Below are 12,689 nucleotides of genomic sequence, written 5' to 3'. Positions count from 1 at the left end.
CCTCTGAATTCGGCATTGCCGATTGACCCTTGCGGCGCACTTCTTCTTCTAACCGGGAGAAGAAGTGCGCCCGCGATCACATCAACTTCCGCTCCTCTTGAATGTGTCACGCCCCTGTGGCATCACCCGCCCTCCTGAATTCGGGGCGTCCTCACGTCCTTTGCGGAGCGATGCTCCGTCTCCAATAACAATCGGCATGAAGAGGTGCGGGCATGGCTCAGGCGCTGGGTTTCGACTTCGGCACGACGAATACGGTTCTCGCCATGGCGGATGGCGGCGCGACGCGCTCGATGGCGTTCACGAGCACGGAGGGTACGGCCGACAGCATGCGCACGGCGCTTTCCTTCATGAAGGATGCCCAGCTCGGCGCTTCGGCGCTGAAGGTGGAAGCAGGCCATGCGGCGATCCGCCAATTCATCGACAATCCCGGCGAATGTCGCTTCCTGCAATCGATCAAGACCTTTGCGGCAAGTGCGCTGTTCCAGGGCACGCTAATTTTCGCCAAGCGGCATAATTTCGAGGATCTGATGGAGATCTTCGTGCGGCGCCTGCGCAACTATGCGGGCGACAACTGGCCTTCGGATGTCGGTCGCATCGTCACCGGCCGGCCGGTGCATTTTGCCGGCGCCAGCCCCGATCCGGCGCTGGCGACCGAGCGCTACAACGCGGCGCTGTCGCGCTTCGGCTTTCCCGAAATCCACTATGTCTACGAGCCGGTCGCCGCCGCCTTCTATTTCGCGCAGAACCTCAAGCAGGATGCCACCGTGCTGGTCGCCGATTTCGGCGGCGGTACGACCGACTATTCGCTGATCCGCTTCGAGACCGTCGCCGGCAAGCTGACGGCAACGCCGATCGGCCATTCAGGCGTCGGCGTCGCCGGCGACCATTTCGACTACAGGATGATCGACAACATCGTCGCGCCGCTGATCGGCAAGGGCAGCCATTTCAAAAGCTTCGACAAGATCCTCGAAGTGCCGTCCAACTACTATTCCAGCTTCGGCCGCTGGAACCAGCTGTCGATCTTCAAGACGACGCGCGAATTCGAGGATCTGAAGAAGCTGGTGCGCACCAGCCTGGAACCGGAAAAGCTCGAAATCTTCATCGACCTCATCGATCATGACGAGGGCTACCCGCTCTATCAGGCGGTGTCGGCGACGAAGATGGCGCTCTCGGCATCCGAGGAGGCGCCTTTCGATTTCGCGCCGCTTGGCCGCAGCGGACATCGCAGCATCAAGCGGAGCGACTTCGAAGGCTGGATCGCCGATGATCTCGCCCGCATCGAAGGCGCGCTCGATGACGTGCTCGACAAGACCGAGACGAAGCCTGCGGAGATCGACAAGGTGTTCCTGACCGGCGGCACCTCCTTCGTGCCGGCGGTGCGCCGCATCTTTACCGAACGCTTCGAGCGCGACCGGATCGAAAGCGGCGGCGAGCTGTTGTCGATCGCCCATGGCCTGGCGCTGATCGGCGAACGCGACGACATCGCGCAATGGACTGCGCAATAGAGCCGGCAAGGTCGGGCAATCGGCCGCCCGCCCTTTCAATGCCCCGGTCACTCCGCTAAGCTTGCCCGCATGATCTCCGCCAACGACCTTTCCCCAGCCGAGCTCGCAGCGCTTCTGCATTTCCATGCCGATGCCGGTGTGGAATGGCTGCTGGAGGAAGAGGCGATCGACCGCTTCGCCGAATTCGAGGCGATGAAGGCCGCCCGCCGTCCGGCGGCGGCACAGGCGCAGCAGCAACGTCCCGCCGCTGGGGAACGCCCTGCCCCAGGTCAGGCACAGGTGCGCCCGAATGCAGCGGCACGCCCAGCGCCTGCCGAACGCGCAGCATCCGGTCCGCAACCGGCAATCCCGGATGGCGAGGCGGTGCAGCAGGCGCGCTTCGTCGCCGAAACCGCGCGATCGCTCGTCGAGCTCAAGACCGCGATCGAAGCCTTCAACGGCTGCAACCTCAAGCACAGCGCCCGCTCGACCATCTTTGCCAGCGGCGATGCCGAAAGCGGGATCATGGTGATCGGCTCGGCACCGAGCGCCGAAGACGATCGCGAGGGCATGCCATTCTCGGGAAAATCCGGCCAGTTGTTCGACAAGATGCTTGCGGCGATCGGGCTGACGCGCTCAGCCATTCTGTTGACGCAGGTCATCCCCTGGCGACCACCTGGCAATCGTGCGCCCTCGGCGGCGGAAATGGACATCTGCCGCCCCTTCATCGAGCGGCAGATCGCGCTTGCCGAACCGAAGGCGATCCTGCTGCTCGGCAATTTTTCGGCGCGTTTCTTCTTCGGCGAAAACGATACGATTCACGGGTTGCGTGGCCGTTGGAAGGAGATTGCGGCTGGGGACTGTGTCATTCCTGCCATAGCCAGCCTGCATCCGCAGGATCTGTTAACCGCACCTGTAAACAAGCGGCTGGCCTGGAATGACCTTCTGGCTTTTCAGGCGAAGCTTAAGTCCCTCTCTTTGCTTAGAAATTAGCCAAAGTTGAATAATTTGTGAATCAATCCATGCGTTTTTCGCATGGCTGCATCCCGCCGTGACGCATTGCGGAATCTATGCTGCATCGCAATATCAGCTGTGTCTTGGGAGGAATCACAGGAACCAAGGCCATGAACAAGCGTTTTCGTCCTATCCATAGCGGGTTTGAAACCCTTCGCCTTGCCGGCGACCAGGTTCGTTCCACTCAAGGCTACAGCCGTTTTGGCTTTGCCACGAACGAACAGATGATTGCCCGCGGCACCGGCATCAACAGCCGTACGGCGCGCCCGAACGCCATTTTTTCGGACTTCCAGCAATATTGAGCGGCAGGCTCTTCGCCTGCCCTTTCGTGTCAAGAGTACCCAACATGTCAACGACCCTGATATCGCTTCTGCGCAACATCGAAACCTTCGAGCACATCCGCGTCGCGGTCTGCGCCGCGCGGGAATATGAGCGCGAGCTCTCGGTCAAGCCAGCCGATGCCGGCACGCGCAATGGCGCAGGTACAGCGGCGATCGTTCTCTGATCAAATAGCCATCTCCTCGATCTGGGCCTTCGCCCATTCGAAGGCTTCGTCGACATAGGCGAACTTGACAGCCTGCCAGGCGCAGTATTCCTCAACGAAATCCCGCGATATCCATAGGTGCGTCTTGCGCGGCTCGTCCTGCCAGCCGACGCAGCCGCGTTGCGCCGCTTTTGCCAGCAGCCGCTGCAGGTGCGTGCGCGACATCATGAAATCGGCAGCAAGCGCACGGGTTTCGACACGGCCGACGGACAGCCGCCCCGGCTCGCTGCTTTCCATATCCATCCGGCCGATGAAGTTGTCGACGACGAGGCCGCCGGCTTCCGTCCAGAGGAACAGCGCCACCTGCTCCGGCGGTTCGCGCCAGGCGGCATCTTCGAGGCAATGGCGGGCAATGCGCGGCTGAATGAGCCGCATCAGCGATGGATTTGCCTGGAAAAAGGCGGCCCTTTGACCGCCGTCGAGCAGGTCGAGCGCGCCGAGATTGGAGAAAAGCCAGGCAAACATTCCCTGATGGCTGACGTCGGCCGGTTCGAAATGACGTGGCCGCCGCCGCTCGTCGCCGGGCGTGTGGGTTATGAAGCGGTAGGTATAGAGTTCTTCGATGAAAGCGAGCACGGTGTTGCGACTCGCTACCTTGTGCGCGGTGATGCGCCCGGTCAGCCGCACGGCGGTGAAACCCGACGTCGGGTCGCGCGGATCATATTCCAGGTGGAGGGCATAGGCAGTCTGGGTCAGAAGCCAGCGTTGATGCGAGGCGAGCAGTCGCGCCAGCCGTGGACCGGCATCGAACATGCCGCGCATCTGCCCAGCCAAAAAGCGAATGCTCATCAGAAAGGAAGAGTTCCCCACCAATTGCTCCGCTGTGAATGCCATTATGCTTTTCTCCACCCCCGCTCGCCGGCCGGCGTTCGGAGCAACGACACCGAGAGCTCCTCCGGCATCAGCGGCCATTCAGACATGCACAGTTTGGAATAAATGATACTCTCTCATGTTCAACAATCATATTCCGCAGGCCGACGGTATCCCAAGAATTCACCATTCTTTTCACTCTTTGAGCGCAAGTTTCAAGCCGCCGCAATCCCTGCGTTAAAACCTTGATAGACATGCGCTTGCAGGCGTCAGGCTTGCGGCGTCGTGGCCTTGCGCGCCTCTCTCTGCTCGATGCCCAGCTGATGCTCGCGATAGATGATGAAGATGCCGGCGGCGGCGACGATGACGGTGCCGATCAGCATGGTCACGCTCGGCACGTCGCCGAAGACGAAGTAGGCGACAATGCCGCCGAGCAGGATCGAGGTATATTCGAACGGCGCGATGGTGGAGACGTCGGCGTGGCGGTAACTTTCCGTCAGCAGGATCTGCGCGACGCCGCCGCAAAAACCGGCGGCGATCAAATAGAGCGCCGTCGGCCATGCCAGGATGAGCCAGCCGAAGGGAAGAGAAGCCAGCGAGAAGACCGAGGCGGTGATCGAGAAATAGAGCACGATCGTCGCCGTCTTCTCTTCCTCGACGAGGCGGCGCACCTGGATCATCGCCACGCCGCCGAGAACGGCCGAGAGCAGCACGCAGAGCGCGCCGACGGCCTGTTCTGCTTCCATGCCGCCGTCGCGAAACAGCGTGAGTTTCGGCCAGGAAACGATGGCGACGCCGACGATGCCGACTAGGACGGCGCTCCAGCGATAGATGCGCACGGTCTCGCCGAGAAAAACGGCGGCGAAGATGACGGCGACGAGCGGCAACGCGTAACCGAGCGCAATCGCCTCCGGCAGCGGCAGATGCAGCAGGCCGTAGAAACCGAAAGCCATCGACAAGATGCCGATCGTGCCGCGCTTCAGGTGACCGATTGGATTGGCCGTGTAGAAGGCGGCGCGCAGCTGCCTGTTATAGGCCAGATAGGCCATGATCGGGAAAAGCGCGAAGAACGACCTGCAGAAGGTGACCTGCCCCGGCGGGATGTCTGAGCCCGCCAGCTTGATGAAGGTCTGCATGGCCAGGAAGACCACGACCGACGAGACTTTCAGCGCAATGCCTCTCATCGGGTTTCTGAGAACCGAGTGCATGATCCTGGCTCTTGATACTGACTTAACCGGAACGGGGAGACGCGTTCGACTCGGGAACGCAGCAGGTGACGTCACCCATCGTAGCGAAAGAAAAACCCGATTGGCGAAAAAACCGCAAGCAACTTGAGAGAATCACGAAAACGTCGTCAGCGGCAGGCTCAACCGTGCTGCTTATGCGCCACCGCTCTGAAATTTCCCCTTTTGAGCCATTCACCCCGAAAATGTTCATTTCGCGAGGCTGACCGTTAACCAATTGAAAACCATAGGCAAGCATCGTTTTTTATCGCTGATCTCGAAATTTTCTTCACCGCACAAACAATTGCCCGCTCCTTTCAGGATCCCATTTGATGAAGCCGCTTAGCGCCGAAACCATTGCCCAGTCGCAGAATGCGACCCCGCGCTCCATGCGCGTCGTCACCGACGGCATCAGCACCGACCTCGAGCACTTCAGCGCCGACAACACTCATATCGTCAAGCAGATCAAGCTGCTGGCGATCAATGCGCTGATCGAGGCGGCCAGGGCCGGCGAGACCGGAAAGGGCTTTGCCGTCGTTGCCAACGAGGTGCAGCGGCTGGCGCAGATCGCAACCGATATCACCGGCAGGTTCGAGAGCAACGTGCTCGGCCGCATCGGCCTCAGCCGCGCCATGGCCGATTCGCTGGTCGAGGAGATGGAGGGCGTTCGCCTCACCGATCTGGCGCAGACGCTGGTGCAGCTCATCGTCCGCAATCTCTTCGAGCGCACGGCCGATGTGCGCTGGTGGGCGACGGACCCGGCGCTCTGGCAGGCGCTGCAGAACCCGGGCCGGGAAACCGTCGCCTTTGCGGCGGAGCGTCTCGGCGCCATCAACCGCTTCTACACCGTGTATCTCGATCTCGTCATGACCGATCTCTCTGGCAAGGTGGTCGCATCCGCCAATCCCAAGTTCCAGCGCAAGATCGCAGGCACGAGCCTTGCCGGCGATCCATGGTTCCGCGCGGCGTCGGCCTGCTCCTCCGGCGACGCTTATATCGTCGATGATGTCAAAGCGAGCCCGCTCCACGACGCCAGGCATGCGCTCGTTTATGCCACAGGCATCCGCGAAGAGGGCAAGCTCGACGGGCGGCTGGTCGGCACACTCGGCGTCTATTTCGACTGGCAGAACCAGGGCCAGGCGATCGTCGAGAAAGAGGCGAACCTGCCACCGCAGCTGGCGGAAAAAACGACGGTCATGCTGCTCGACGGCAAGAGCCGGGTGATCGCCACCACCAATCCCGCCTTGCTCTTTTCCCATTTTGCGCTCGCCAATCCGTCCGGTCAGGCGAAAGGCAGCTATTACGACAATAACGGCTCGATCGTCGCCTTCGCGCGCACTCTCGGCTACGAGGATTACGACGGGCTCGGCTGGTACGGCGTCGTCGTGCAGCAGACGGAAAACGACGCGACGATCAAGGCTACTCTCAACCTGAGGTAGCGCCCATCTCGCGCCGGTGGCGTTTATCCATGTCCAATAAGATATTTTGCCCGCGAACTTGGTGTTCGCGGGCAATTTGCTTTAAGTTTAGTTCAGACTTTAATGTAATCATTCCCGGCAAAATTTATGGCAGAGTGCGCCCGCCTCTGTATTCCACGGTTATCAAATAACGGTCTTCAGGAAACACCATGCGAACAGATACCGGCCAGGTCATTCATCTGGCAGATTACCGTCCCACCGACTTCGTGCTGGAACGTGTGGACCTGACCTTCGAACTCGACCCGACGGAGACAAAGGTCGAGGCGCGTCTGATCTTTCATCGTCGCCCAGGCACCGATCCGGCAGCGCCGATCGTTCTCGACGGCGACGAACTGACACTGTCGGGGCTGCTGTTCGACCAGGTGGAGTTGGACCCTTCGCGTTACGACGCAACACCGGAAAGCCTGACGGTGCGCGACCTGCCGGAGAGCGCGCCCTTCGAACTGACGATCACCACCGTCATCAACCCTGAGGCCAACACCAAGCTGATGGGCCTTTACCGCACCGGCGGCATCTACTGCACGCAGTGCGAGGCGGAGGGTTTCCGCCGCATCACCTATTTCCCCGACCGGCCCGACGTGCTTGCGCCGTTCACGGTCAACATCATCGCCGACAAGGACGCCAACCCGCTGCTTTTGTCGAACGGCAACTTCCTCGGCGGCGCCGGTTATGGCCCCGGCAAGCATTTCGCCGCCTGGTTCGATCCGCATCCGAAGCCAAGCTATCTCTTTGCGCTCGTCGCCGGCGATCTCGGCGTCGTCGAAGACACGTTCACGACCATGTCCGGCCGTGAGGTGGTGCTGAAAATCTATGTCGAGCACGGCAAGGAGCCGCGCGCAGCCTATGCCATGGACGCGCTGAAACGCTCGATGAAGTGGGATGAAGAGAGGTTCGGCCGCGAATACGATCTCGACATCTTCATGATCGTCGCCGTCTCCGACTTCAACATGGGCGCGATGGAGAACAAGGGCCTCAACGTCTTCAACGACAAATACGTGCTCGCCGATCCCGAGATCGCCACCGATGCCGACTATGCCAATATCGAAACGATCATCGCGCATGAATATTTCCACAACTGGACCGGCAACCGCATCACCTGCCGCGACTGGTTCCAGCTGTGCCTCAAGGAAGGCCTGACGGTCTATCGCGACCACGAATTCTCTTCCGACCAGCGCTCGCGCGCCGTCAAGCGCATCGCCGAAGTGCGCCATCTCAAATCGGAGCAGTTCCCGGAGGACGGCGGCCCGCTCGCCCATCCGGTGCGGCCGACGACATATCGCGAGATCAATAATTTCTACACGACGACCGTCTACGAAAAGGGCAGCGAAGTCACGCGCATGATCGCGACGCTGCTCGGCAAGGACGGCTTCAAGAAAGGCATGGACCTCTATTTCGACCGCCATGACGGCGAGGCCGTGACGATCGAGGATTTCGTCAAATGCTTCGAGGATGCAAGCGGGCGCGACCTCGCGCAATTTTCGCTCTGGTACCATCAGGCCGGCACGCCGCTCGTCACCGCATCGGGCAGCTATGATGCGGCGGCCGGCAGCTTCACCCTGTCGCTCGAACAGATGATCCCGGCAACGCCCGGCCAGCCGAGCAAGGAGCCGATGCATATTCCGCTCAGCCTCGCGCTGTTTGGCGAAAACGGCGGCAAGATCGAGCCAACCTCGGTCGACGGCGCGGAATATGCCGGCGAGGTGCTGCATCTTGCAGGGCGCACGCAGACGGCCGTGTTCCATGGCGTTGGCTCGCGGCCGGTCGTTTCGATCAACCGCAGCTTCTCGGCGCCGATCAACCTGCATTTCGATCAGAGCCCGGCCGATCTTGCCCATCTCGCCCGCCATGAGACCGATCACTTCGCCCGCTGGCAGGCCTTGACCGATCTGGCGCTGCCGAACCTGCTGAAAGCGGCACGCGACGCCCGCGAGGGCAAGCCTGTGGTCTGCGAGGCGACCTTCGTCGAGACGTTGATTGCCGCCGCCGCCGACGAGAGCCTCGAGCCCGCCTTCCGCGCCCAGGCGCTGGCTCTGCCGAGCGAATCCGATATCGCCCGGGAACTTGGCGGCAACAACGATCCCGATGCCATCCATGCCGGCCGGCAGGCGGTCCTGAAACAGATCGCCGATGCCGGAAAGGATGTCTTTGCCGGCCTCTACGCAGCGATGACGACATCAGGCGATTTCAACCCGGATGCGAAAAGCGCCGGCCTGCGGGCGCTGCGCAATAGCGCCCTCACCTATCTCTCGCATGCCGAACAGACGCCGGCCCGCGCCAAGGCCGCCTTCGATGCGGCCAACAATATGACCGATCTCAGCCATGCGCTGACCATCCTCGCCCATCGTTTTCCCGACAGCGCGGAGACGAGCGAGGCGCTCGCCACCTTCCGTGAGCGCTTCGCGGAAAATGCGCTCGTCATCGACAAATGGTTCGCGATCCAGGCCGGCATTCCGGGCGCAAAAACCCTGGGACGGGTCCGCGCCCTGATGGACGATCCGCTCTTCAAGCGCACCAATCCGAACCGGATGCGGTCGCTGGTCGGCACCTTCGCCTTTGCCAACCCGACCGGATTCGGCCGCGCCGACGGCGAAGGCTATCGCTTCCTCGCGGATCAGATTCTCGATATCGACGGGCGCAACCCGCAGCTTGCCGCCCGCATCCTCACCTCGATGCGCTCCTGGCGCTCGCTCGAACCCGTGCGTGCCGATCACGCCCGCTCGGCGCTGATCGAGATCGAGCGGGCCGCCCATCTTTCAACCGACGTGCGCGATATCGTCGAGCGCACGCTTAAGGGGTAATTTGATTCGACCGGCCATCAGGAGAAATTCGGCGGCCGGTCGCCCAGCACCTCGAATCACCTGGAAAAACCCGAAATTATAAATAGTTAACGGATTTTTACCTTTGCCTCTGGACAAGGCGAATCACCCATGATTCTCTAGGTCAGGTTCGAGCGAGCGGCGCGCGAATCACATGAGGGACAAGGCGAAGAGATGATGGACGTGCGGCGGGCAACCGTGGCCGAAGGACGGCTGCGTGTCGATTTTGACGGGCTCAAAGCCTGGCGCGACAGCCTTTCGGGCCATGCGACATCGGAACCACTTCTCCGTTATCTGCCGAAGGCCGAGCTGGTCTTGAAGCGGGCCATCCCGGCGCTGATCGTCGCCTTCCTCTCCGTCGTCGCCGCCTCGCATTTCTTTGGCATGATGAGCGAATACGGGCGGCTGGAGGCCTCGGCTCGCCATGCCACCGCACTTTCAGCGGCGACCGCCTCTGCGGTGTTTGCCGATACGGCCGACATCTTCGACAGCGGCGATATTACAGGGGCGCAGGCCCGCCTCGCCAAATACCTGCCGCAGGACCGGCTGGACAGCGGCGCTTTCGTGCTGCTCGTGCAGGCAAGCGGCAAGGTTTTTGCCGCGACCACCGCCGGGCTTTCGCATGTTGGCAGCAATGTCGGCGATTTCTTCCCCGAGGTCTCGGCGATCCGCCGCTTCGGCGATCGCGCCGGCGTCATCGAAACGACGATCGGCGGCGTGCCGCACTATGCCGAGATCACGCTGATGGGCAATGCCGGCGGTTATATCGTCGCTGCCACCTCGCTCGACGAGATCGACAGGCTCTGGCGCGAGGAGCTGGCGCTCAACGTCACGCTGTTTGCCGGCATCTCCTCGATCCTGCTCGTCATCCTCTATGCCTATTACACGCAGGTAAAGCGCGCCCGCGACGCAGACGACATCTTCCTGGAATCGAACCTGCGCGTCGAGACGGCGCTGTCGCGCGGCCGCTGCGGCCTCTGGGACTTCGATTTCGAGAACCGCGAATTCTTCTGGTCGCGCTCGATGTACGACATGCTCGGTCTGCCGGGCTCCGACAAGACGATGGGTTTCGGCGAAGCCGCGCGACTGATGCATCCCGATGACGGCGGGCTCTACGAGATCGCGCGCGCCATCGGCAAGGGCGCTTCCGGCCAGGTCGATCAGATCTTCCGCATGCGCCATGCCGGCGGCCACTATGTCTGGATGCGGGCACGTGCCCAGGTGATCCGCAGCAATTCCGGCCGTATGCACCTGATCGGCATCGCCATGGACGTGACCGAACAGCATCGGCTCGCCCAGCGCTACGCAGAAGCCGACCAACGTCTGGCCGACGCCATCGAATGCACCTCGGAAGCCTTCGTGCTCTGGGACAAGAACGATCGGCTCGTCATGTGCAACACGCATTTCCAGCAGGCTTATGGCCTGCCAGACAGCGTGCTCGTGCCCGGCACCGAGCGCTCGACCGTCAATGCTGCCGCCGCCCGTCCTGTCATCGAGCGGCGGATTTCTGATGCCGACGGCTCCGGCTATTCGCGGACGACCGAAGTGCAGCTTGCCGACGAGCGCTGGCTGCAGATCAACGAGCGGCGCACCCGCGACGGCGGCAAGGTCTCGGTCGGAACCGACATCACGCTGATGAAACGTCATCAGGAGCGACTGCGCGAATCCGAACGCCGGCTGATGGCGACAATCGGCGATCTTTCCGCCTCGCGCCAGACGCTGGAGACCCAGAAAACCGAGCTGTCGACGGCCAACGCCAACTACCAGGCGGAGAAGGAACGCGCCGAGGCGGCCAACAAGGCGAAATCGGAATTCCTCGCCAACATGTCGCATGAGCTGCGCACGCCGCTCAACGCCATCCTCGGCTTCTCGGAGATCCTGCAGAACCAGATGTTCGGCCCGCTCGGCTCGCTGAAATATGACGAATATGCCCGCGATATCCATGACAGCGGCAAACATCTGCTCAACGTCATCAACGATATCCTCGACATGTCGAAGATCGAGGCGGGCCATGTCAGGCTGCACTGCGAGCGCATCGACCTCGTACCGCTGATCGAGGAAAGCCTGCGCTTCACCGCCATGCCCGCGGCTGAAAAGAACATCGTCATCGAACAGCGAATTTGCTCCGGCCTGACGCTGATGGCCGACCGCCGGGCAATGAAACAGGTGCTGCTCAACCTGCTCTCCAATGCGGTGAAGTTCACCGACAATGGCGGCCGCATTGCGTTGCGTACACGCCGCGTCGACGGCGCCGTCTTCGTCACCATTGCCGACACCGGCATCGGCATTCCACGCTCGGCGCTGTCGAAGATCGGCCAGCCCTTCGAGCAGGTGCAGAGCCAATATGCCAAGAGCAAGGGCGGCTCCGGCCTCGGGCTCGCCATCTCCCGCTCGCTGACCTCGCTGCATGGCGGCCGCATGAAGATCCGCTCACGCGAAGCGGTCGGCACCGTGATCTCGCTGCGCATTCCCGACGATATCTAAAGCGCGTCGCGATCTTTCAGATTCGCTTGCCACGCTTTAGGTCTTTGGTTTTGCGCATGTCGTTGTCGCAAAACCGCTCCACACTTTTGCGCGACATGCTTTAGGTTCAGGTCAGAGCCGGCCTTTTTCAGCCGGCCGATGCGGCGGTGAAAACCGCCAGCTGAGCGTCGAAAGCACGCTTGTATGCCGGCCGCGCTTCGCCGCGGGCGACATAGGCGATGAGGTTCGAATATTCCTCCAGTATAGCAGATCCCTTCAACCTGAGCAGCACCGATACCATCAGCAGGTCACCGGCGCTGAACGCACCATCGAGCCAGTCGGCATCGCCAAGACGGCGGGAGAGGTCGGTCAGCCGTTTCCGGATGCTGTCCTCAAGGGCGGAAAGGCGATGGTCGTACCAAGGCTTGTCGCGCTCGAGGATCATGACGAGAGCGCGGTCGAAGATCGGTGGTTCCACCGTGTTGAGCGCGGCGAACATCCATGCGAGCGCGCGCGCCCGGGCATTCGCATCGTCCGGCAGCAGGCCCGCATGGCGCTCGCCGATATGGAAGACGATGGCGCCGGACTCGAATAAAGCGAGATCGCCTTCTTCATAGGTCGGGATCTGCCCGAAAGGCTGAAGTGCCAGATGCGCGGGTTCTCTCATCGTCTTGAACGAAACAAGACGAACGTCGTAAGGCTGGCCCACTTCTTCGAGCGCCCAGCGAACGCGCATGTCACGCGCCAGACCCCTGCCGCGATCGGGCGACCGTTCAAAGGCGGTAATGGTAATCGTCATTGGTGTTCTCCATAGCTCTGTCCTGAAGACGACTGGCTAAACGAGAATCCGACAGGCC

The 12,689-nt window shown here is 61.6% G+C and carries 10 protein-coding genes; 7 read left to right on the top strand and 3 right to left on the bottom strand.

Annotation, left to right across the window (positions count from 1 at the left end; genetic code table 11):
- Positions 1 to 212: 212 nt before the first annotated feature.
- The 4 genes from GR198_RS27320 to GR198_RS35555 all read left to right on the top strand — a co-directional run bounded on the left by GR198_RS27320 (position 213) and on the right by GR198_RS35555 (position 3,003).
- Positions 213 to 1,505 (top strand): Hsp70 family protein, encoded by a 1,293-nt coding sequence (locus GR198_RS27320; protein ID WP_164069823.1) that lies wholly within the window; start codon positions 213 to 215, stop codon positions 1,503 to 1,505.
- 69 nt (positions 1,506 to 1,574) lie between these two features.
- Positions 1,575 to 2,477, top strand: coding sequence for a uracil-DNA glycosylase (locus GR198_RS27315; protein ID WP_029875243.1), 903 nt, complete (start codon positions 1,575 to 1,577; stop codon positions 2,475 to 2,477).
- A 131-nt stretch (positions 2,478 to 2,608) separates the two neighbouring features.
- Complete coding sequence (locus tag GR198_RS27310; RefSeq protein ID WP_003546802.1) at positions 2,609 to 2,800, top strand: hypothetical protein; 192 nt, start codon at positions 2,609 to 2,611, stop codon at positions 2,798 to 2,800.
- 44 nt (positions 2,801 to 2,844) lie between these two features.
- Positions 2,845 to 3,003: a hypothetical protein gene (locus GR198_RS35555; protein WP_204337243.1), complete on the top strand. Its 159-nt coding sequence runs from the start codon at positions 2,845 to 2,847 to the stop codon at positions 3,001 to 3,003.
- Here GR198_RS35555 and GR198_RS27305 read toward each other — a convergent pair whose 3' ends face one another.
- Positions 3,004 to 3,876: a hypothetical protein gene (locus GR198_RS27305; protein ID WP_164054414.1), complete on the bottom strand. Its 873-nt coding sequence runs from the start codon at positions 3,874 to 3,876 to the stop codon at positions 3,004 to 3,006.
- A gap of 245 nt (positions 3,877 to 4,121) precedes the next feature.
- Positions 4,122 to 5,060, bottom strand: coding sequence for a DMT family transporter (locus tag GR198_RS27300; protein WP_164036757.1), 939 nt, complete (start codon positions 5,058 to 5,060; stop codon positions 4,122 to 4,124).
- Positions 5,061 to 5,407: 347 nt separating this feature from the next.
- Here GR198_RS27300 and GR198_RS36170 point away from each other — a divergent pair, with 347 nt between their 5' ends.
- The 3 genes from GR198_RS36170 (at position 5,408) to GR198_RS27285 (ending at position 11,853) form a co-directional block, all read left to right on the top strand.
- Entirely contained in the window at positions 5,408 to 6,514 is a 1,107-nt protein-coding gene (locus GR198_RS36170) for a methyl-accepting chemotaxis protein (RefSeq protein ID WP_164069822.1), read from the top strand.
- A gap of 188 nt (positions 6,515 to 6,702) precedes the next feature.
- Positions 6,703 to 9,351: an aminopeptidase N gene (pepN, locus tag GR198_RS27290; RefSeq protein WP_164069821.1), complete on the top strand. Its 2,649-nt coding sequence runs from the start codon at positions 6,703 to 6,705 to the stop codon at positions 9,349 to 9,351.
- Positions 9,352 to 9,543: 192 nt separating this feature from the next.
- Positions 9,544 to 11,853, top strand: coding sequence for a PAS domain-containing sensor histidine kinase (locus GR198_RS27285; protein ID WP_164069820.1), 2,310 nt, complete (start codon positions 9,544 to 9,546; stop codon positions 11,851 to 11,853).
- Between the two features lie 127 nt (positions 11,854 to 11,980).
- Here the strand turns inward: GR198_RS27285 and GR198_RS27280 are convergent, their stop codons facing one another.
- Positions 11,981 to 12,631 carry a glutathione S-transferase family protein gene (locus GR198_RS27280; RefSeq protein ID WP_164069819.1) on the bottom strand — a complete coding sequence of 217 codons (651 nt, stop codon included), beginning with the start codon at positions 12,629 to 12,631 and terminating at the stop codon, positions 11,981 to 11,983.
- Positions 12,632 to 12,689 lie beyond the last annotated feature (58 nt).

The sequence above is a fragment of the Rhizobium leguminosarum genome, assembly GCF_010668065.1.
Classification (GTDB): Bacteria; Pseudomonadota; Alphaproteobacteria; order Rhizobiales; family Rhizobiaceae; genus Rhizobium; species Rhizobium leguminosarum_S.
This window is presented reverse-complemented; position numbering and strand designations above follow the sequence as displayed.